This window comes from [Leptolyngbya] sp. PCC 7376, assembly GCF_000316605.1.
Taxonomy (GTDB): domain Bacteria; phylum Cyanobacteriota; class Cyanobacteriia; order Cyanobacteriales; family MRBY01; genus MRBY01.
Map to the genome: position 1 here is coordinate 2,041,924 of NC_019683.1, position 22,171 is coordinate 2,064,094.

A 22,171-nucleotide genomic window follows, 5' to 3' on the forward strand; every position below is an offset into this window, starting at 1 on the left:
ATTACTTACCCGTTTATTGCCAAATATCATCGCATTAAGGGGTGGGGTTTTACCAGGGATCACACCAGAGCACAACCTCTTCCACCGTTTTCCCAGAACCACAACAAAAGTGAGAAAGACCTAAAAACGCCCTTAAAGTTTTGGCGATCACCCTGATATCCTTCCCGATTTCATGAAGACTGCATTAGCATGGATAAGAGACCAAGATTACAAAAAAATCATTAATCTCCTGGCGAGTCTACTCAACTGAAGCATTAGTTTCGACTCCCCTATGCCCCTCGATTCTTAATTAATCAAAAAGTTTCATGTCTAACTACAAACCCTTTGTACTTGGTGCCACAGCTCTCGTGCTGACCGCAGTAACCGTCACAGGGGCAGGAATGCACTATTCCCAGAGCAAAGCCTACATAAAAAATAGTCCCAAGGAAGTAGTAGACGAAGTTTGGTTTGTCATCAACAAAGAATACGTTGACGGCACCTTTAACCAAAACGATTGGCGGCGCGTTCGCAAAGAATACCTCGAAAAAGATTACGCAAACCAAGAAGAAGCATACGAAGCAATTCGGGAGATGCTAGACCTCCTAGATGATCCCTACACACGCTTCATGCCGCCCCAAGATTTCGAGAATATGCAGATCGATACCTCTGGTGAACTGACCGGAGTTGGCATTCAAATTAGTAAAGATAAAGATACTGACGAAGTTGTCGTCATTGCTCCGATTGAGGAAACACCAGCCTTTAAAGCAGGCATTATTTCTCAGGACAAGATTGTTGCCGTAGATGGTACACCTACTGAGGGCATGGAGCTTAATGATGTTGTCAACATGATCCGGGGTAAACGCGGGTCAGAAGTCATCCTCACTATTCGTCGAGATGACGAAATTATAGATTTCCCCATTGTCCGCGAAGTTATTCAGATCCACCCCGTTAAAGCCAGCATTGATGAAAATGCCATTGGCGATATTGGCTACATTCGCTTAACGCAATTTAGTGGCCAGGCAACCAGCGAGATGCGCGATGCCATTAAGGACTTCGAAGACAAAAACGTCGATGGCTATATCCTTGATCTCCGCTCAAATCCTGGCGGTCTCCTCTATGCAAGTATCGATATCGCCCAGATGTGGCTTAACGAAGGTGGCATCGTTTCGACGGTGAACCGTGTGGGTGAAGTTGATCGTCAGGAAGCGAAAGACAAAGCAATCACCGAAAAGCCTCTCGTTGTCCTTGTTGATGGCGGCTCCGCCAGTGCAAGTGAAATCCTTTCTGGTGCGCTCCAAGATAATGAGCGAGCGGTCCTCGTCGGCACCCAGACCTTCGGTAAAGGTTTAGTGCAATCAGTACGCCGTCTCGGTGATGATTCAGGGGTAGCAGTGACGATCGCCAAATATTTAACACCTTCAGGTCGCGACATCAATAAAGAAGGGATTGCCCCTGATTTTATTGTGGAGCTAGAAGAAGAGGTCAGAGAAGAACTCCAAGATGACCGCACAAAGATTGGGACAATGGAAGATCCTCAATACTCAAAAGCAGTTGATCTCCTCAAGCAACAGTTGGCAACGGGTAATTTACCAGTCCCTACTGAGAGTGATAACGCCGATCAAAACAGCTAACAGACTGTGTGTAACGCCGTCAAAAAAGTACTGCTTCAACAATGGACTTATCCTCCAATATTTTTTGACGGCGATCGCCATCTTTACGCTAGACTGATTGTCCGATTGTTAATCTAATTAAGAACGCATTAATAATCTGGCATCGCAAAAATATCAATCAAGACCCTGACATATAGCGTAGTTTAGAGTTAGAATGCGCTACATATAGAGCTTTTGGCAAGTTCAATTGTTACTCAGTTGCCAGCTCAGTTTTTTTGCCCGACAAGACATATCAGATCACTTTAAGAGAGTTACAAATCTTTTCTCAGCTTCAACTCTCCAGAAAACCAAGCGCCACTTTGCTTCATCCGCTTGCTTAAGAAAATATTAAACGCAGATCAAAAAAAAGACTTGCACACCAAATGTAGTGTGAGTTATTGTTAGGTACCCCAGATATGGAGTATTAGGTGCAGCAAGTCAATTACGTTCGGGAATGGCAAAGCAGTTGTGTCGATAATGATGTAATCGATATGAATGTGGTAGCGCTTGAAGGCGATCGCCCTCTGGACTATTTGCTGTATTCGGATGAATTGCCCCGTCGGAATGATGGGCGTTTAGGGGAAGGTTATTTACAGCGCTATCAGCATACAGAGGCTGGTGGTTGGTGGTGTTCTGGCGTAGATTTGCTCACGGGAGAAGCAGATCTATGGGGCTGCTTTAAGCCAGAGCAACCAAGGGTTGCCGGGCAAAAAGGAAAGCCGATCAAATATGAGCATCCTCCTAAAATCAGTACAGGTTTATTTGCGCTGCGAGTGCCACGGCACATTTGGCAACTTGTTGCGACCCGCTATCAAGTGGAATTTAGTGGTGATGAATGGGATGAGTCTCAGCCAGATGGTGGTTTCTGGCAATGGATGAAAGAGCACCCAGAGATTCCGCTAGTGATCACCGAAGGGGCGAAAAAAGCAGGGACTTTACTCAGTGCTGGCTACGGGGCGATCGCCTTGCCAGGGATTTATGGGGCCGTGCGAACACCCAAAGATGCAGAAGGAAATAAGATCGGGCGATTGCGTCTAATTCCTCAGATGAAAAAATTGGTTGAGGGACAACGCCAAGTTTTTATCGCATTCGACCAAGACGAAAAGCCTCGTACCGTTAAAGCAGTTAATGCGGCGATTCGTAAGACAGGGTATTTACTCAAGCAGCAGGGCTGTAAAGTTGCCGTTATCACATGGGAGAGCCACCTAGGCAAAGGAGTAGATGATCTAATCGCCACCCATGGTCAAGATGAATTTGATCGACGTTACAAGCAGGCTCAATCCCTCGCTCTCTGGAAGGCGCGAGGTCTAAATCAGCTCACCTACAATCGTCACTACGAGCTCAATAAGCGTTATCTCAGTGAAATAGCCGTTCCGGATGCCGCAAAAATTGTCGCAATCAAATCTCCCAAAGGTACTGGTAAAACTCGCCAATTAGAAAAAGTCGTTGCCCAGGCGATCGCCCGACAACAGCCAGTTTTAGTGATCGGTCACCGAATTCGACTGGTAGAAGAACTCTGCCAACGATTTGGGCTGGATTACATTCGCGATTTACCCACCGATCAACAACGTAGTAACGAACCAAGCCTAAAAATCAATGGCTATGGTCTGTGCATCGATTCTCTCCATGGAAAATCCCAAGCGCGTTTTAATCCCAGCCATTGGTCTGATGCACTGATCATCATTGATGAAGCAGAACAGGTTCTTTGGCATGGTTTAAATTCCAGCACCTGCCGCGAACACCGGGTTAACATTCTCCAGAACTTCAAATCATTAATGCAAAACGTGTTTGAAGGGGAAGGGAAAATTTACGTCAGCGATGCCGATCTGAGCGATGTTTCTCTCGATTATTTACGGAGCCTAGGCGGTCAAGAATTTACGCCCTTTGTCATTGAAAATACTTGGCAAGCCGACCTAAAAAGTGGCTATGATCTCAATCATTACGATGACGGTACACCGAAACGCCTTGTTAAAGATTTAGAGCAACATATCAAAGAGGGTGGCAAACCTTTTGTTTGTCTCTCCGCTCAAAAACTTAAAAGCCAATGGGGCACCTCGACCCTTGAGCTCTATTTCCAAACTCAATTTCCGCAGCTCAGAATTTTACGAATTGATTCTGAAACCTTAGCTGATCCAAAACACCAGGCCTATGGCTGCATGACGAATCTCAATCAAGTGGTGACAGGCTATGACCTTGTTTTAGCGAGTCCAGCGGTTGAAACAGGCATTAGTTTAGATCTAAAAGGCTACTTTACTTCCGTGTGGGGAATTGCTCAGGGCGTCCAAACCGTCAACTCCATTTGCCAAGCGCTGAGCCGCGTCCGGGAAAATGTGCCTCGTCATCTCTGGGTCGCAAAGTATGGTTTTAACAAAATTGGTAATGGCTCGTCTTCCATTCCATCGTTACTGACTTCCAGCCAAAAATTAACGCAAACAAATATTCGTCTATTGCAGCAATCTGACTTTGCAGCACTAGAGGATCTCGACACTGAGTTTCAGGCAGAATCTCTCCTCTGCTGGGCAAAGTTTGCGGTGCGGATCAATGCGGGCATGGTGAATTATCGTGAGGCTGTTCTTGCTCACCTGACGCAGGAAGGCCATCGCCTCAATGCGGTCGAAAAAACGAAGGCTAAGCCAAAGAAAACAGCGAAGGGGAAAAAAGCAAAACCCGAAGCAAATCAGTTAACCACAGCAATCAACTCTATTCGTGAGACAAACTATCGGGCAGAATGTCAGGCGATCGCCCAGGCGAGTCCTCTGAGCAAAACACGCTATCAAACGCTCAAAAAGAAATTAGTCAAAACTACAAAAGAACGCCACCAACTCAAAAAATATGAGTTGCAAAAACGCTACAACATTCCGGTGACGACGGAGCTAGTCAACCAAGATAGCGAAGGCTGGTACAAAAAGCTGCGCTGCCATTATTTCCTGAGCTTTGGTCGTCCCTATTTGGCAGATCGTGATGCTTTGATTGCCACCCATCTGATGCAGCAGGGTAATGGCCAAATTTTCCAACCGGACTTTAACCATTCTCAACTGGGCGCAATTATTGGCACTTTAGAAATTTTGGGGATCAACGATCTCTTGCAGCAGCCACAGCGAGAAATTCATAATCTCGATTTCGATATGCAACACATGGCGGCGATCGCCTTAGAAAACAGACAAGCGATCAAAACAACTGTGGGGATCGGCTTAGCGAAAAACTCTACGGCTATGATGATCCTCAAGCGGTTCTTAGAATTATTGGGGATGGAGCTGAAATATATCAAAATGCGCAGCATTCAGAAAAAACGAACGCGCATTTACCAAATCGCTGTTCCCGAAGATGGTCGCCAAAGCGTCTTCCAGCATTGGCTACAAATCGATCAAAAATGTCCCGGCACATCGGCATTTTGGCAGGAGGACTGTAAGCAATATCTCAAGCAACTCCAAAAAACCCGTACCGAGACAACGTCTGACTATGTGCAACTGACATTTGATTTGCCTCCGCAAGAAGCATCTTAGTTCTCATGCCTGTGCGTTACAGAAAAATGAGGTGGTAACCGGATGAATGATTTTTTGTTAAAGAAAAGGCGATCGCCTGACATCCCCCTTATTTTTGTTGAGTAAAATCCAAAATTTTCACGGCGGTAGCTTCATCAATTAGCCACTTTGATGCTGTACTTTTTCAGTGCCTGTGTCGCTAATTTTTTGCCAAAACGAAACCCCCCTAGATTAATCTAGAAGGGTCTCAATTATCTTCGATACGAGCCTGGAGAGATTCGAACTCCCGACCTGCTGATCCGTAGTCAGCCGCTCTAATCCGCTGAGCTACAAGCCCTCGCCGAAGAAATTTGTTGTTTCATCAACAGTTAACTAATCTAACAGACATTTTTTATTTATGCAAGATTTTTCCGAAAACAAAATTCAGAATGCCTCTCTATCCCATATCAACGATGCTGGTGAAGCTCAGATGGTGGATGTTTCCGATAAAAAAATCACCAAACGGGAGGCGATCGCCACAGGAAAAGTGTTGATGAGCCAAACTTGTTTTGAGGCGATTCAGGCGGGAGATGCCCCAAAAGGAGATGTCTTGGGTACAGCGCGTATTGCCGGAATTATGGCAGCGAAACAAACCTCTAACTTAATTCCCATGTGTCACCCACTCCCCATCAAGAAAGTGACTGTCACCTTTACGCCAGATGCAATAAATATCGGTTATCTCGTCGAAGCCACCGTCACCACAAAATCTGAAACAGGTGTTGAAATGGAAGCCCTCACCGCTGTGTCTGTCGCCGCACTAACCCTATATGACATGGCGAAAGCATTAGATAAAGCCATGACCATTACCGACATCCAATTGCTGAAAAAAACAGGTGGCAAATCCGGGGACTACTTCCGAAACTCCTTATAATAGTCACTGAATTCATTTTTCACACAAGAAATCCTATGCCTCGCAGTTGGCCCCGCAAACCCGACCGTAAAAGCGATCCCGAATTCCGTCGCGCCGAAGATGTGATGAATTTTATCGTTCACGTAATGCTATTTTTAGCAGTTGTCTCTGGCGTTTGGTTTGTCGATATCATCAAGCAAGCCGATTGGTCTTGGGCGACTCCCTTCAGTCTGGGATGGTTTGGCATTGTCCTCCTGCATATCACCTACATTCGAGTGATTGCAAACTATTCGGAGAAATCTAATGGCTAGTACCATTGAAATTGAAAAGCTCGCCGCTGAGATTGGCGAAAATATTTACATCGATGTTGCGGGTTGGCACTTGTATTTGTCAGATGCTCATCTACACACACAAATTGCGGAAAAGATGATGCCGCTAATTGAAGATGGTGACGTTGATGAAATGGCAGCTTTAGATGTGCTCAGGGGGGTTCAAGTGCCTTTGGGCGGCAAGCAAACGTTTGTAAGTCTTCTTCAGCTTGTGCCAAAGGCAGTTCAGCAGGATTTGGTGAAGCTTCTCGAAGATTATCAATATTAGTGCGGAAGGATGGCTAAATCATTTCTGCTCCCGGATGCGGCAGCAACTTTAGCATTTGGCAAGCAGTTAGGGGAGTGTTTAGAAACCTATTCTGTCCTTCTCCTAAAGGGTGATCTCGGAGCTGGGAAAACGACTTTAACGCAGGGAATTGGTCAAGGATTGGGCATCACTGAGGCGATCGCCAGTCCGACATTTACGTTGGTAAATGAATATCATGTCGGTCGAATCCCTCTTTATCACTTGGATTTGTATCGGTTAGAGCCGGAGCAAGTGGATAGCATTTACCCCGAGACTTATTGGGAAGGGATTGAATGTGAGCCGGGCATTACCGTGATCGAATGGTCTGAACGGATGCTCTTTTTACCTGAAAGCTATTTTGAAATCACCTTGAGCCACACCGAAGATGATCAGCGGCAAGCAATCATTACTGCAACAAACGCCGACCTTACTGAAATTTTTCAGTAAAGTGAGGGGCAACGCTTAATACTTTTCGCACACGGGGCGATCGCATGGAAATTTTGACCATTTTGTTATCGGGATTACTCTCAGCGGGAGCGCCCGTTGGATTAATCGTTGAAGAAATAACCGATAAGCAATTTAGTCAGCGCCTCGAATCCGCCGAAACATTTGAGGTGCGGATTGATAATTTACCTGCTCACAAAATTATCGATGGTGAAATCGACAAAATTCGAATCGCCAGTCGCGGTGTGGAAATCGTTGAAGGGTTTCGCTTAGAAGCATTAGAACTGGAAACAGATCCGCTCAATATCGATCTCAAAAGGCTGCGCCAAAGACAATTTGATAGTGAAACTTTCCGAGAGCCAGTACAAGCAGGATTACGCTTGGTACTCACGGAAGATGATTTAAATGAGTCACTGCGATCGCCACGAGTACGGAGAGTATTACAGCCCTTAATTAATCGCTTGTTAGTTCGCCCTGGTTCACCGAAGCCACCCCAATATCAACTCGATGTCGCAACCATTGATTTTGTCGGCGAAAATCGTTTTGAGTTTAACGGAGATATTTCCCAGCTCAATCCCCAAACAGGTGAAACTGAATATTCAAAACTAACTCTGTCCTACAAACTTCAGCTCACTTCTGGTAGCGAAATCCAGTGGCTAGAAGGCACAGGCACAATTAACAATCGACCATTACCTTCACCGGCAATTATGGGGTTTTCTCAAGGGATGAGTGGTCGTTTGAACTTGCAACGATTTGATGAACGGGGTGTCACAGCACGCTTTTTTGCTTTTAATCTTGATGACACCGAACTCGAAACGGCTCTCTTCCTAAAATTCGAGCCAACTTCAGAGGAATAAACACAAAATTCAGATCACACAAAACCGATGACAGAGATCAATGATTAAGTGCTATTTCGATCATGCCGGATTTGATTACGTACGTAAAGAATACGTTCATGACAATCATATTTTCTTTCCTGTCCTGTCATGAAAAACATCAGCGCGTTTACGACTTTAACCGTTTCATCTCTACCTGGATTGCCGGAAACTCACATCCCGAAAAATGACTCCGCTCAAAATACGAAAGAGTCATTAGTAGATCAATCAGAAAGCCTCACCCAAGAACAATACATTATAGAGAAATTGAATAGAGACGATTTAACTTCTCTAGCACAATATTGTTTAGGCTCCTTCTAAATTTTTAAAGGCAAAAATTAATAGAAGGATCCTCCCTAGCCCTCCTTGAAACAAAGGGGGGAATTTTTTGTGCTCGTCTTGCCATAGATTTATTGGATTTGGAGATGGGTATCGGTACAAAAAAAAGGAGGGCGATCGCCGAGAAATCACAAGAAATATTGGTTAGTGTACCTACGTAAACCGACAAGTCGATATGCTTAGGGAGAGAATGCTCTCAGCTAAATGGGTTGCGGTCTACTATCCATGAAAAAAATTCTGATCCTCACTGCGAATCCGACAAATACAACACCGCTACGGTTGAGTGAAGAGGTGCAAGAAATTGAAGCGTCTTGGGAGCGATCGCCGACAGCCCGAACAACTTTTGAAATTATTGTCAAACAAGCAGTCCGCCCAAAAGAGTTTCGGCGAGCCTTGGTGGAAAATAAGCCCGATATTGTTCATTTTGCAGGACATGGTGGCGGCGAAAATGGCTTGGCTCTTATGGGTGATAGTGGTGTAGCCGTATTGCTAAAGCCGGAAGCCCTAAGACGTTTCTTTAAAGGATTACAAGATATTTTCCACATTGATTGCGTAGTGCTCAATGCTTGTTATTCAGAATTGCAAGCCAATGAGATTTCTCCCTACGTCGATTCTGTTGTGGGGATGAACCAAAAAATTGGTGATCAGGCAGCGCAGGAGTTTGCGATTGGGTTTTATGACACACTTTTTGCTGGAGAATCGATTGAAACGTCCTTTAATATCGGTTGTAGTGCCATCGAGCTAGAGGCAATATCAGAACATCTCACACCCGTCCTCAAGCAGAAAGCCGCAGCAGAGGTTGAAGCACTGCCTATTGAAATAGAAGAAGAAATCCCACCTCAGTCAGCTGTCGCAAGAATGATTGATATTCCCTTTGAAAATCTAGATGGGCAAGTGCCTTTAGGGTCACCTTTCTACGTTGAGCGTCCTCCCGCAGAGCAGGATTGTTTTAATGCGATTCAGAAAAAGGCTGGTCTAGTTCGCATTAAAGCGCCACGTCAAATGGATAAGACTTCTCTCATGAGTCGTATCCTCGCAGAGGGTGAAAAGCTCGGATATAAATCCGCGATGATTAATCTCTGGGATCGAAAATTTCTAGGGGATATTGATAGTTTTCTCGAATATTTCTGCGCTTGTATGAGCGAGGAACTGGATATTGAGGAAAAGATTGATAAGTACTGGAAAAAGCGCCTTGGTAGTCAGAAAAATTGCAGTAATTATTTTCAGAAATATCTGCTGAAGGAAATCGATACGCCGATTATTGTGGGTCTGGATGAGGTGGATCGGGTGTTTACTTATCCAGAAATTGCGGATGATTTCTTCGCGTTGCTGCGGTCTTGGCATGAGCTGGGCAAAAATAATGACATTTGGCAAAAGCTGCGGCTAGTGATTTCCCATTCACAGGAGGTCTATATTCCGCTCAATGTGAATCGATCGCCCTTTAATGTGGGTCTACCGATTGAGCTGGGAGAATTTACGAGGGAGCAGGTTAAAGATTTAGCGGAACGGCATGGCCTAGATTGGTCAGAAATAGAGATTGATCGGCTCATGACAATGATCGATGGACATCCCTATTTGGTGAGGGTAGCGCTTTACCAGATTGCGACAAATTCCATGACACTAGACAAGCTGCTTAAAATTGCGCCGACTGAGGAAGGAATTTATGGTGATCATCTTTACCGACATTTACTTTTGCTAGAAGAAAATCCACGCCTGAAGGATGCCATGTTAGAACTAGTGGAAAGCGATCGCCCCGTGAGATTAGCTCCAGTAGATTCTTTTAAACTCAAGAGTATGGGACTGGCAAAAGCGGTCGGGAATGAACTGGTTCCCCTCTGCGATCTGTATCGTCTCTACTTCGGCGATCGCCTCAATGATTAGTCCCTTGTAGGGGCGGTTCGCGAACCGCCCTCACGATAATGTCCCTACCAACAAAATCTAAACCGTAAAACGATGGTTTCGGCACAGCCAAATTTTGAATATCAATATGGTGGTAGCCTGCCTGCTGATGCGCCAACCTATGTGACGCGGGAAGCGGATGAAACGCTCTATGCAGCACTCAAGCAGAGTGAGTTTTCCTATGTGCTCAATTCACGGCAAATGGGAAAGTCTTCGTTGCGGGCGCGAGTACAAAAACGGCTGGAAGCGGAGGGGATTGTCTGTGCGTTTATTGATATTACGAGTCTCGGCAGTAGCAACGTCGATGAGGCCACTTGGTACGCTGATCTGATTGATACTTTGGCGGGAGAGCTGGATCTAGAAGAGAAATGTGATTTTGATATTGATCAGTTTCTGGATTCGGTAGAAAAGTTATCGCCAGTGCGGTGGTTCAGCAAGTTTATCGAGGATATTCTGCTCACTCAGATCCCAGAACAAATTGTTGTCTTTATCGATGAGATTGACAGCACCATCAACCTCAATTTCTCAACGGATGATTTCTTTGCACTGATTCGGGCTTTTTATAATCAGCGGGTCAATAATCCTGAATACAACAAAATCACCTTTTGTCTCTTGGGGGTGGCCACGCCGGGCGACCTAATCGAGGACAAAACCCGTACACCTTTTAATATCGGTACAGCAATTAATCTCTCTGGGTTTACACTCTCAGAGGCGCAACCTTTGGTAGCAGGTCTTCAGGGAAAAGCAACGGATGGGGAAGCGGTACTCAATGCAATTCTGGGTTGGACTGGGGGACAACCGTTTCTGACGCAAAAGCTTTGTCGGTTGGTGATGGATGCGGCGGGAGAAATTCTGGCAGGAACAGAAGGGGTTTGGGTGGATAGTTTGGTACAGCGAAAAATCCTCGACCACTGGGAATCGCAGGATGAGCCGGAGCATTTGCGGACAATCCAAAATCGGTTGTTCTCGCGGGATGAAAAGGTTACGGGGAGATTACTCGGTATTTATCAACAGGTAATTTCTACTCCTCCCTTGACAAGGAAAGCTGAGGTGGAGAGTCCCCCAGGTGATGGAACAACGGATGTTATTGCCAGCTCAATTGAACAACTGGCTCAGAGTATTAGTAGATCTGAGGAGATGTCTGAGAAGCACATTCCTAATCTCACTTCTGAAGTAAGAGAACAAGAAAACGATTTTCTTTCGATAGATTTGGAGGAAGAGATGGCGCTGAGGCTCACAGGTTTAGTTAAAAAAAATGGTGGTCAACTAATCATTAGTAATCAAATCTACCTTAAGATTTTTGACGAGCGGTGGATTGAAGCATCTCTGAACAAGTTACGTCCCTATAGTGAGGCGATTTCCCAATGGCTGGCATCAGGTGATGAGTCATACCTGCTCAAAGGCAATGCATTAGAAGACGCTTTAACTTGGGCAGCCAATAAAAGTTTGAGCCCGCAAGATTATCAGTTTTTTAATGCATCGCGAGAATTTAAGGAAAAGGAACTAGTCGAAGCTAATGTGATTCTCGCAGAGGCACAACAAAAAGCACGCAACACTATACGAAAAGGTCTAGCCCTTTTGATTTTAGGAGCAGTATCTCTATCTGGAACACTTGTTTATTCGGGCGGCGTATTACGTAGTGCAAGACAAGCTAAAAGCGATTTAACGGCAATGGAGCTCGCAGCAGAGAAAGCTAAAGAAGAGTCAAAAATAGCATGGGAACAAACTCAACAGGCACAAGAGAATTTAACACAAGCAAATCAAGAAGTTACTATTGCCCAGCAAAATGTCATTAAGGCAGAGCAAGCTTTACAAGCAGCAGAACAAGAAACATTAGATCAGGAGAACAAAGCTAAATCAAGATTAGCAGAAACGAAAAAGCAACTCACAACAGCAGAAATCAAACAGAAAGAAGCAGCTTCTCAAGCTGACAAAGCAAAAATACAGTTGGGAACATTCCAACAAGAATTTAATTTAATTGAACAAGAATTAGTAACAGAACGAACAGTACTTGAGAGGACAAAGAGAGAAGCAGAGGAAAACCTTAACAAGATTGCATCACAATTAACTCTTTTAGAACAAAAAGAAAAACAAGCACGAGAAAATCTAGATAGTATAATACAGCAAATTTCAGCCTAGCAAGGTGTATGAAGTAGTATAGGTGAGTTGACTGGTGAGGAAGAAAGTAGCATCTTGCCGAAAGCCTACTCATTAGACTTAAGACAGAAAATAGTGGATGCCTACGAAAGGGGTGGTGTGAGTCAAAGTAGTCTTGCCCGACAATTTGGAGTGGCGAAAAGTTTTGTACAAAAGCTCCTCGACCAAAAACGACTGACAGGGTCGATTGCTCCGAAAAAACGAAGCCAACAAACACCTCCCAAATTAAACGAAGAGCATCAAACAATATTGCGCCAGTTGCTCACCAAGAAAAACGATGCGACGCTAGCGGAACTATGTGATGAGATGGAGAAACGCACTGGTCTCCGTGTGGCCAATAGCACCATGCATCGCACCTTAAGAAGAATGGGATATAGCCTCAAAAAAAACATTCTATCCAGACCTTAAGGCGACAAAACGAGTGCAACAAGCCAGATATGATTTTTGGCAGAAAATGCAAGCGACTCTAGCGAAAAACTTGATTTTTATCGATGAATCGGGCGTGAACTTAGCCATGACAAGACTGAGGGCACGTTCTGAGAAAGGGAAACGAGCTTATAGTCCGAAATCCAGTAAACGAGGCAAGAATGTTTCTTTGATTGGAGCATTAGGCTTCAAGGGAATGGTCGCTAATTATCATCTGCTGGGGAGTACGGATGGATTAACCTTTGAAGCATTCATCAGCCAGAAGTTAATACCAAACTTATGGGCGGGAGCATGTGTGGTGATGGATAACTGTTCGATTCATTTAGGAGAGTCAGTACGCACAATGATTGAGGCCGTGGGAGCTAAGTTGATTTACCTTCCTCCCTATTCTCCAGATTTTTCACCCATTGAAAATTGCTGGTCAAAGTTGAAAAGTACCTTGAAAAGTATCGGGGCAAGAACTTATCTAGCTCTAGACAAGGCAATTGAGGTAGCTTTTTCCAAGATTACCCTTGATGATATTCGATGCTGGTTTACACATTGCTGCTATTGCACCTCACTCGACTAGAAATTGCTATAGCATCCTTGGGCATCTTATCCTCTCACTTCCAAGGAGAGATATATATATCAGGCTGGAACAATCAAAGGATCGATATTTGGGACTTCTATAAAATCTTAGGCGAGAAAAGGATTGATCTATTATTTTTTAGTAGAGCTCATAGAGAAGGCGTGAGCTACAACGGTATATTTCAAAGTACTTCATTAACCGACATAATGTTATTAAATAATACTAACAGCATCATCTCGCCTTACTGGAGTATTGAAGACGAAGCAACAACTATTTTAATACATAGTTTTTACAAAGAGCTATCAAAGGGAAATCTAACTTTTGCCGAGTCTTTGCGTAATGCTCAGATTTCATTATTAAATAACTCTGATTTCTCTCATCCTTACTACTGGGGAGGCTTTAGAATAGAGATTTGATTTTAATTAAAGTGTTACGCCAAGCTTTGATAATTGCCAACTCAAAAAAATAAGCTCAAAAGTTTTTCATCTTTGCTATTTGAGTTTTTTTAGATAGTTGAAAATTTTTAGATAATTGAAAAATAGGGCGTTGGTGAATAGAGGTATGAATCTATGAGGGTTGAGGGATAGGAACATCCCAGAACTTGAGATAGTGAATCAGCAATCGAATCGAATGCTCTAACATTTCCACAGACTTTGAATAACATAAGATCTTTCGATGGAGTCGAGCGAGATAGTGCCGCAATCGAGTATTCTCGCCTTCGATACGAGTCATGTAGGTCTTACTGATAATCTGGTCGCCATCGGGTACAAACATGGGATAAACTTTCCAGCCATCTGTGACGTAAAAGAAGCATCTCCAGAGACTAACGATTGCCCATAGTGGCTTGAATGTCTCTGCACTTCTGTCACCAATAGTCCAAGCAAGAATACCTGGTTGAAAGTGGTCTACGGCTGTCCAGAGCCAGACCTTGTTTTTTTAGCACCGACGAATGTTTGAAGTTCATCGAGTTCCCCGACCTGAGGCATCTCTTCCGGTTCATAAGCATCAGGCAGCAATGCACCGACTTCTTTGACCCAAGTGATGACGGTAGTGTGGTGTACTCCTTTCACTCGTTCAATGGCTCGAAAGCCCATACCGTTGACATACATTTTGAGGCATTCACGTTTGAAGAACTTTGAGTAGCCGAGCTGACTATAGTGGTCGATAAACTGACGACCGCAATCTACACAGATGTGATTCTGTTTGCCTTTTTTCTTTCCGTTCTTACGGGTATGAGCAGATTGGCATTCTGGACATTCCATTGGGTCTGCATCCTCAAATTCATACTCCTATTCTGCAACGCCGAATTTTATATTGATTCATTTAAAAGTATTCTTCATTTATATATTCCTATCCAGTTCGCCGAGTCAAATAAACTTCCGAAGAAGTCAAAGATATAATTTTTGTGGTTTTTTATTAAAAAATTCACTCAACATAAAATTATATCTAGATATAAATCAAGGAATATGATATCCCCCTGACTACTACAATTATATCTATCTTTTAAGTAGGGAGTTGGGGGGATAGGGTTTAGACAGTTGCTCCTAGCTGTTATTTCCCTCTATGCATTTTTTTCCTGAAGAAAAAATATCAAATTTGTTGAGGCAGCTATGTCAAACCTCCAACGCATCGAACTCGACGACGGCACACTGATTTATATCCACGCCCAACCTAACCCAGTTATCCCAGCACAAGCTCCAACCAAAGACGACAAGCTCGATTTTCTCACCGAAGCTCCACCAGAAAACCAAGACCGTATCTTTGGCTTAGAAAGACTCGACCCCAAACAACAAAGCGAAGCCCTCAAGAACACAATTCAGGGCTACACAAAACATGTCGTCCAATCCTTTAAAGAACTAGCCCTAGCCGAAGTCACGGAGATTACCCTTGAGTTTGGCGTGAATATTGGTGCGGAGAGCGGCATTCCCTACATCGCCAATGGCACCGCCGAATGCAATATGAATATTTCCGTCAAATGCGAATTCAACAAAGATTAATCAAATTTCATGTCTTTCCTTGGAGAAGGTGCCCTTAGGGGGTCAGGGGTTTCAGTAGGTGGCGAACCTATCGCAGCTCCCCTCTAGCTCCCTCTTGAAGCAAAGAGGGAAATTTTTTAGCAAGCCTTGCCATAGATTTATTGGATTTGAAGATGGGTATCCGTACAAAAAGAGGGCGGGCGATCGCCTAGTTCCCGAAAAACAGCTATGCCATGATTTGAGTTAAGTAAACCTTTCCTCGCACTAAAAATCATGGCAACTACACCACTCCCTATCAATATCGGTATCCCAGAAGAAGATCGGCAGGTGATCGCCGAAGGATTGAGTCGTCTCCTCGCAGATACCTACACCCTTTATCTCAAAACTCACAACTTCCACTGGAATGTCACAGGGCCAATGTTCCAAACCTTGCACCTATTGTTCGAGACCCAGTACAACGAGCTTGCCCTTGCCGTAGATCTCATTGCCGAGCGGATTCGTTCATTGGGCGTCGCAGCACCCGGAACCTACAAAGAATTTGTCGAGCTGTCGTCTATCAATGAAACCGAAGGTGTACCCACTGCCGAAGATATGATTCGGCTACTTGTCGAAGGTCAAGAAGCAGTGGTGCGGACAGCCCGTTCTATTTTTCCAACCGTAGATGCCGCGAACGATGAACCCACCGCAGATCTACTTACTCAACGTATGCAAGTCCACGAGAAAAATGCTTGGATGTTGCGTAGTTTGTTGGGCTAAACCATAAACAACATTAGGATATGAGAGGTTAAGGAGCTGAAATTTTGCTTTTTTGCCTCTTTTTTTAATTTAGAAAAATTGGTGAAAGGTCACGGTTTTCGGCGAGTCCATATAGAATAAAGCCAAGGATAAAACAGAGATTCTTGCACGCTGCATTTTGAGCCAACCTATGTCCTCTACCTTTACGAAAAAGCAAACACCAACCGATGTGAATGCGTCGCCTTTTGATGTAGAACTCCGTCAAGTCTTTAAAATTTTTGATGGCGAAACCGCAGTTTGTGGTGTCAATCTCGATATTCGTAAAGGCGAATTTTTTAGTATCCTCGGCCCTTCCGGTTGCGGTAAAACAACAACGCTGCGCTTGATCGCCGGATTTGAACAACCTTCTGCGGGAGATGTCCTGATCCAAAAGCAGAATGTTAACGATGTGCCGCCTTATCGCCGCCCAGTAAACACAGTCTTTCAAAGTTACGCCCTGTTTAATCACTTAACCGTGATCGAGAATGTCGCTTTCGGTTTAAAGATTCAAAAATTACCGAAAAATGAAGTGCGCGATCGCGTCCAAGAAGCATTAGTGCTCGTGCAGATGGAAGGCTACGCAAATCGTTTCCCCAATCAATTATCTGGTGGTCAACAGCAACGAGTCGCCCTAGCTAGAGCTTTAGTCAATAAGCCCGCTGTGATGCTCCTCGATGAACCACTCGGTGCCTTGGATTTAAAACTCCGTAAGGAAATGCAGGTGGAATTATCGCGCCTACATCAGGATCTCGGTTTAACCTTTGTGATGGTGACCCACGACCAAGAAGAAGCCCTTTCCATGAGCGATCGCATTGCGGTGATGTCGAATGGCAAGATTGAACAAATTGGCACACCCCACGAAATTTACGAGCGTCCAACCACACCCTTCATTGCAGATTTTATTGGCGATACAAATTTAATTAACGGTAAGGTTTATCGCACCGAGGGTACTGTTCAAAATATCGTCACCCGCAAAGGTCTAGAAATCGTTGTAGATTTGCCTGAGCACCAACCGAACGTGATGGTCGCCAATACTCACAACAATTACGGCGCGAAAAAACAACGTCCAGAAGTCCCCTCTGGCGAAGTCGTTGTGAGTGTCCGCCCGGAAAAAATTCAAATTAGCCTTGAGCCACCAGAGCGGGCAGCGAACTGTTATAAAGGCCAGCTCGAACACACGATGTTTATGGGAACTCACGTGCTCTACGTTGTGCGTTTAGAGAGTGGTGATACCCTCCGCATTAAGCAGCCAAATACCGCCGCTAGTATCAATCACGGCACACCAGTTTATGCCTATTGGTCAACCGCAGATTGTTTGGCGCTAAATGCCTAACCTCACCTATGATTGAAGGCAATTATGACCACGATAACCGTCTACCAATGAGTGAGCAGGGCACACAATTCAACGGTGTACAGCTTAATCGCCGTAAATTTTTGAAAGGGTCTGCTGCGGCTCTGTCGGGTTTTGCGTTGTCCAGTTGCGGCTGGCGGCTCGCTGATGTGAAACCCACAGCACGGCGTACCTCCACCGATACCCTCTATATCTATACTTGGGCGGGTTATACGGATGATGCCCTCCTAAAACAATTTGAAGCAGAAACGGGCATTAGGGCGATCGCCGATGTGTTTGACTCCAACGAGGCCATGTTGGCAAGGATTCAAGCACAGGGTGGCGGCGACTATAGCATCATTTATCCGTCGGACTATATTGTCCAAGAGATGATTGATCTAGAGCTGTTGCAAGAGCTGGATCATAGTCAAATTAACGGTCTCGACAATCTATTTGAAACCTTTACAGATCCCGGTTACGACCCTGGTAATAGCTACAGCATCCCGATTAGCTGGGGAACCACCGGACTGATTTATAACAAGAGTGCCCTTGACGAGGCTCCCACCGATTGGAATTATCTCTGGGACAATGCCGACAAGTTACAGCGCCGGATGACATTACTCAATGACGTACGGGAAGTACTCGGTGCATCATTAAAATCCCTTGGCTATTCCTACAACTCAACTGAGGAAGCTCAAGTAAAAGCCGCCTACGAAAGACTAGTAGAACTCCGCCCGGCGATCGCCTCCTTTAATTCCGATGCGTGGCGAACTCAGATTTTGAGCGGTGATTTGTTAGTGGCAATGTGTTATTCCTCCGACGCTAACGAGATTACCGAGGAAGATGACAACTTTGCCTATGTGGTTCCCAGCAGCGGGTCATCCGTTTGGGCAGACACCCTCGTAATCCCCAGAACTGCACCGAATGTTCCTGGAGCTTACGCTTGGATGAGCTTTATGATGCGTGCTCAAGTGTCCGCCGAAATCACCCAACGCCTCAGCTTTGCGACACCAAACCGCCCCGGTTATGAGCTGCTCCCCGAAGATGTCCGCACCAACCCAAATTTATTCCCTTCCTCAGAGACGATTGATCGCTGCGAAGGCTTAAAACCTCTAGGTGAAGAGGTGGGTGAAATCTACGACCGATATTGGACGAAACTCACCAGTGGTTAATTGTTATGGCAGAAGAACTAGAAGAAATGGCTCAGAAAAAATTCCGCGATAAATTACCTTGGACTGGCATTTTTACGTTGTTGGGGCCTTCTGGTATTTGGCTGTTGCTGCTGTTGGTATTGCCGACATTAGTCATTTTTGAGCTGAGTCTCGTCCCAAATATTCACCCCGGTGACCTCGTTAATCCTAGCGGTCTCGATAATTATTTTCGGATTTTCGATGGTGATAATCTCAAAGTCGTTGGGCGATCGCTCTTTTTTGCATTTGGCACAACCATTGCCTGTTTGCTAATGGGTTTTCCAGTAGCGTACTGGATTGCACAAATGGCTCCCAAACGGTGGCGGACGCTGCTACTGCTTGGATTCATTTTACCGCTCTGGACATCTTCGCTATTGCGCTCCTATGCGTGGATCACAATCCTCAGTCCCACAGGTGTATTGAATACAGCGTTGGGCTTTACGGGAATATCACTGAATTTGCTCAATACCAACGCGGCGGTATTTATTGGGATGGCATATAGTTATCTGCCTTACATGGTGCTGATTTTGTATGCGTCTATCGAAAAACTGGATCGTCAACTGCTCGAAGCATCAGCGGATCTCGGTGCAAAACCTCCAGAAACGTTTTGGCGAGTCACTATTCCCCAGACCATGCCTGGTATTCTCGCGGGATCATTACTCGTCTTTATTAGCGGTTTGGGAGATTTTGTTGATCCAGAGCTGCTCGGTGGTGCATCGAGCATGACAATGTCTCGCCTCATCTATAACCAATTCCTTGGCCTTTCACGCAATTGGGGCTTTGGTTCTGCACTCAGTATGACCTTGATTTTTGCGGTCAGTATTTCGATTGCTTTGTTGCTGAAATATGGCGATCGCGATGTAGCCGCTTAAGTGTCAGGAAAAGATCCCTCCGCCTTCGGCACCTCCCTTTGAAAAGAAGGCAATGTGTCACTGAATTAGTCGCGCGTTTTGTTTGCTAACTGGTCATTCCAAATCGTGATGAAACAACTGGCCATCTCAAGTCTCCTTACAAAGGGGGATTTAGGAGGATCTCACACTTCAGGCTGCATCAAAAAGTTTAATATCACGAGAAAATTTGGATTATGCCTCACTTTGATTTTGAGCCCACCGCAAGAGATAAAGATGTTTTGGCGGAGCTGAAAAAGTGGAATGAACACCTTAAAGAGAAAGATCGCACTTACAAATATCGCAAAATGATTTGTGGAGCTTTCCCTTTTTTCAGAGGGACAAATCACCTGTTTTGGCACGATTTTGCTAATCATCCAGACCTAGCGCAATTCAGTAACGATGAGACGCAGGTGTGGGTTCAGGGGGATCTTCATGCTGAAAATTATGGCAGTTTCCATAATGACGAAGGCCATATTGTCTATGACCTCAACGACTTTGACGAGTCGATAATCACCGATTATCAATATGATCTATGGCGCATGGCAAGCAGTTTAATTCTGGTGGCAGATCAACCTCAGTTTGATTTTTCGAAGAAAGAACAAAAATCATTTATCAAATCATTCTGTGAGGGATATCTAGAGGCGATCACCCTGTATGCCAAAGATCCCAATGCAATTCATATTGAGTTCACGGCAAAGAATACCTATGGCAAACTCGACGAGTTTCTAGAGGAAGTTGAGAAAACAAAAAATCGTAAGGGAATGCTCAAAAAATGGACGAATGTTCACGAAGAGCGCTACCGGGATTTGCAGTCGGACAAGCTTCAGGCAATTTGCAAAGAAACCTATCAGGCGATTGTGGAGCAGATGCCCAAGTACGGCAATACCCTCACTGGCGAACTGGCCTATGACCCGAAATATTTTCATGTGCAAGATATTGCCAAACGGCTTTTAGCGGGGACAGGTTCCCTCGGCACCAATCGCTACTACATTTTGATTCAAGGTGAAGATAAGGAACATAAACATGACTGCATTCTCGATATGAAGGCACAGGGCAAACCCACTCCTTACCATTATCTCGGCGAAGAATTTCAAAAAGCCTACAATGCAGAGTTTGAGAACGATGCAGAACGCCATGCGATCGCTTACAAAGCCCTAATCCGCAATACCGATGATCATCTGGGTTGGCTTGAACTAGACGGACAATCCTATTCAATCCGGGAGCGATCGCCCTACAAAGAAGCGTTTCCGTTGGAGACACTCAAGAAAACCAAGCGTTTCCAGAAGATGGCCGAACAATGGGGCAGAATTTTGGCGACTTGCCATAGCCGTGGCGCTGCAACCATGCTCTCCCAAACAGCCATATCTTTCGCAAAAAATGTAGATAAACTCGCTGGCGAGAAAGCAGATGAGTTTATCGCGCAAATCCAGAAAGTCGCAACAAGCTATGCGGAGCAAGTCAATCTCGATTACAAAGCGTTTCAAACAGACAACCCCAAACTGAAATGTTTAGAATAGTTCAGCAAAAAAATTGCATGTTATACTGGTAAGTCCAAATGCATGGGGCCGCAACGGTTTCGACAGGTTGGCGAAAGCTTCCACTGTGATGCAAGTTGAGAGTGAATCTCCTCTCATAAATCAAAGATTCAAACAAATAGTAACTGCGAACAACATCGTTCCTTTCGCTCGCAAAGCTGCAGCTGTAGCTTAATAAGAAATACCTTAACTTAGGTTCGAGCATTCATAATTCGACTCCGTTAAGGATTATGACTTTACCCCCAACGGATGCCCTCTAGGAATACATCTGGTTTGCACTAGGGCTAAGACTAGACCAGAGATTCTTGTCGACTCGGAATAAGCAGTCGTTCCCGTTCTGAGGATTAGAAGGACTAAACTTGTGAATGAGCTAGGGGTGAATACCCAGTTTGGACAGCAGTTCGACTCTGCTCGGCTCCACTACTCAAACCAAAAATCAGTTACATACTTGAGTGCTTTCAATCGTCGGTTGAAAGCTTTTTTATTACAATCGTCTTTTTATGGATTATGCATCCTAAAACGTATGTAGCTCGCTAAGCTGACTTTGTTTTTTCCTTTGCATTTGGTGCAGTTACCATCGTAGAACTTGCCACCTTCACAGTTAGGGCAGATGACCATGTGAACTGTTGGATCAATTTTTTGGATACATACTGAATTATTCAAGAAATTATCTTTTGCTTGAGAGCTAATAGAAAAATTTGAGGGTACTGAATAAAGAAACTCTTCTTTTTCACTATTAGTCTCAGATTTAAACTTTAAATATTTCCATGTACTATATTCGGACGAATACATCTTAGTAAGTGTGTATTTAGAGCCGTTGCGCTCAAACTTATATAGAAACCAGATTTCACCTTTACATAAGTTGATTGCTTGATTGTTGATGCTTTGAACTACAAAATTTTGAAGTATGAGATAAACCACTTATTACTGCCCAGAAATTATTGGAGATATTGAGCAATATTACACGAACAGAAAGGCAAACCATAGTTCAAAAAATAGTGATTGAGCTTTGAGTTACATTCTCTCTGAGACATCCTGCAAATTCTCATAACTATTTAAATCGGTTGCAAAAATATATTCAGCTCAATAGATTTTCTGATCCTAATTCGATTTATCTAGTCGTTCCAATTTACTAACTGAGTCCAATTAAATCA

The 22,171-nt window shown here is 44.4% G+C and carries 19 protein-coding genes, 1 tRNA gene and 1 other RNA gene; 19 read left to right on the forward strand and 2 right to left on the reverse strand.

The window, feature by feature from the left end:
* Positions 1 to 305: 305 nt before the first annotated feature.
* Together ctpC and LEPTO7376_RS08965 are read left to right on the forward strand one after the other, a co-directional pair.
* Positions 306 to 1,610 (forward strand): carboxyl-terminal processing protease CtpC, encoded by a 1,305-nt coding sequence (gene ctpC, locus LEPTO7376_RS08960; RefSeq protein WP_015133882.1) that lies wholly within the window; start codon positions 306 to 308, stop codon positions 1,608 to 1,610.
* A 509-nt stretch (positions 1,611 to 2,119) separates the two neighbouring features.
* Positions 2,120 to 5,131: a plasmid replication protein, CyRepA1 family gene (locus LEPTO7376_RS08965; RefSeq protein ID WP_051188752.1), complete on the forward strand. Its 3,012-nt coding sequence runs from the start codon at positions 2,120 to 2,122 to the stop codon at positions 5,129 to 5,131.
* Between the two features lie 242 nt (positions 5,132 to 5,373).
* Here LEPTO7376_RS08965 and LEPTO7376_RS08970 read toward each other — a convergent pair.
* Positions 5,374 to 5,447, reverse strand: a tRNA-Arg gene (locus tag LEPTO7376_RS08970).
* Between the two features lie 60 nt (positions 5,448 to 5,507).
* On the opposite strand from LEPTO7376_RS08970, the gene moaC reads away from it, so the two are divergent.
* The 10 genes from moaC (at position 5,508) to LEPTO7376_RS28985 (ending at position 13,738) form a co-directional block, all read left to right on the forward strand.
* Complete coding sequence (gene moaC / locus LEPTO7376_RS08975) at positions 5,508 to 6,020, forward strand: cyclic pyranopterin monophosphate synthase MoaC (protein ID WP_015133884.1); 513 nt, start codon at positions 5,508 to 5,510, stop codon at positions 6,018 to 6,020.
* A gap of 35 nt (positions 6,021 to 6,055) precedes the next feature.
* On the forward strand, positions 6,056 to 6,310 hold the full coding sequence (locus LEPTO7376_RS08980) for a hypothetical protein (RefSeq protein ID WP_015133885.1): 255 nt from the start codon (positions 6,056 to 6,058) through the stop codon (positions 6,308 to 6,310).
* Positions 6,303 to 6,596: a DUF3181 family protein gene (locus LEPTO7376_RS08985; protein ID WP_015133886.1), complete on the forward strand. Its 294-nt coding sequence runs from the start codon at positions 6,303 to 6,305 to the stop codon at positions 6,594 to 6,596. Before LEPTO7376_RS08980 ends, LEPTO7376_RS08985 begins: the two co-directional genes overlap by 8 nt.
* A gap of 9 nt (positions 6,597 to 6,605) precedes the next feature.
* On the forward strand, positions 6,606 to 7,061 hold the full coding sequence (gene tsaE, locus LEPTO7376_RS08990; RefSeq protein ID WP_015133887.1) for a tRNA (adenosine(37)-N6)-threonylcarbamoyltransferase complex ATPase subunit type 1 TsaE: 456 nt from the start codon (positions 6,606 to 6,608) through the stop codon (positions 7,059 to 7,061).
* A gap of 44 nt (positions 7,062 to 7,105) precedes the next feature.
* Positions 7,106 to 7,915, forward strand: a complete 810-nt coding sequence (locus tag LEPTO7376_RS08995) for a DUF2993 domain-containing protein (protein WP_015133888.1) — start codon at positions 7,106 to 7,108, stop codon at positions 7,913 to 7,915.
* Positions 7,916 to 8,497: 582 nt separating this feature from the next.
* Positions 8,498 to 10,153 carry an AAA-like domain-containing protein gene (locus LEPTO7376_RS09000; protein WP_015133890.1) on the forward strand — a complete coding sequence of 552 codons (1,656 nt, stop codon included), beginning with the start codon at positions 8,498 to 8,500 and terminating at the stop codon, positions 10,151 to 10,153.
* 72 nt (positions 10,154 to 10,225) lie between these two features.
* Entirely contained in the window at positions 10,226 to 12,310 is a 2,085-nt protein-coding gene (locus LEPTO7376_RS23450; RefSeq protein WP_015133891.1) for an AAA-like domain-containing protein, read from the forward strand.
* A gap of 27 nt (positions 12,311 to 12,337) precedes the next feature.
* Positions 12,338 to 12,736 (forward strand): transposase, encoded by a 399-nt coding sequence (locus LEPTO7376_RS27445; RefSeq protein WP_225901096.1) that lies wholly within the window; start codon positions 12,338 to 12,340, stop codon positions 12,734 to 12,736.
* A 13-nt stretch (positions 12,737 to 12,749) separates the two neighbouring features.
* Entirely contained in the window at positions 12,750 to 13,322 is a 573-nt protein-coding gene (locus tag LEPTO7376_RS27450) for an IS630 family transposase (protein WP_041763060.1), read from the forward strand.
* 206 nt (positions 13,323 to 13,528) lie between these two features.
* Complete coding sequence (locus LEPTO7376_RS28985) at positions 13,529 to 13,738, forward strand: CHAT domain-containing protein (RefSeq protein WP_225901208.1); 210 nt, start codon at positions 13,529 to 13,531, stop codon at positions 13,736 to 13,738.
* 151 nt (positions 13,739 to 13,889) lie between these two features.
* Here LEPTO7376_RS28985 and LEPTO7376_RS24605 read toward each other — a convergent pair.
* Positions 13,890 to 14,584 (reverse strand): IS1 family transposase gene (locus LEPTO7376_RS24605; protein WP_015133892.1). Its coding sequence is split into 2 segments (ribosomal slippage): positions 13,890 to 14,260 and positions 14,260 to 14,584, totalling 696 coding nucleotides; the frame shifts between segments, so codons are not numbered across the junction.
* A 348-nt stretch (positions 14,585 to 14,932) separates the two neighbouring features.
* Between LEPTO7376_RS24605 and LEPTO7376_RS09035 the strand changes: the two genes are divergently transcribed.
* The 7 genes from LEPTO7376_RS09035 (at position 14,933) to ssrA (ending at position 21,440) form a co-directional block, all read left to right on the forward strand.
* Positions 14,933 to 15,319: a CU044_2847 family protein gene (locus LEPTO7376_RS09035; RefSeq protein WP_015133893.1), complete on the forward strand. Its 387-nt coding sequence runs from the start codon at positions 14,933 to 14,935 to the stop codon at positions 15,317 to 15,319.
* 252 nt (positions 15,320 to 15,571) lie between these two features.
* Positions 15,572 to 16,054, forward strand: a complete 483-nt coding sequence (locus LEPTO7376_RS09040) for a Dps family protein (RefSeq protein WP_015133894.1) — start codon at positions 15,572 to 15,574, stop codon at positions 16,052 to 16,054.
* A gap of 169 nt (positions 16,055 to 16,223) precedes the next feature.
* On the forward strand, positions 16,224 to 17,405 hold the full coding sequence (locus tag LEPTO7376_RS09045; RefSeq protein WP_015133895.1) for an ABC transporter ATP-binding protein: 1,182 nt from the start codon (positions 16,224 to 16,226) through the stop codon (positions 17,403 to 17,405).
* 8 nt (positions 17,406 to 17,413) lie between these two features.
* A complete protein-coding gene (locus LEPTO7376_RS09050) occupies positions 17,414 to 18,574 on the forward strand; it encodes a PotD/PotF family extracellular solute-binding protein (RefSeq protein ID WP_015133896.1) in 1,161 nt (386 codons plus the stop codon).
* Between the two features lie 5 nt (positions 18,575 to 18,579).
* Entirely contained in the window at positions 18,580 to 19,464 is an 885-nt protein-coding gene (locus LEPTO7376_RS09055) for an ABC transporter permease (RefSeq protein WP_015133897.1), read from the forward strand.
* Positions 19,465 to 19,676: 212 nt separating this feature from the next.
* The gene (locus LEPTO7376_RS09060; RefSeq protein ID WP_015133898.1) at positions 19,677 to 20,999 is read left to right on the forward strand and encodes a DUF2252 domain-containing protein; all 1,323 of its coding nucleotides are present in this window, start codon (positions 19,677 to 19,679) and stop codon (positions 20,997 to 20,999) included.
* A 44-nt stretch (positions 21,000 to 21,043) separates the two neighbouring features.
* Positions 21,044 to 21,440, forward strand: a transfer-messenger RNA (tmRNA) gene (ssrA, locus tag LEPTO7376_RS24610).
* Positions 21,441 to 22,171 lie beyond the last annotated feature (731 nt).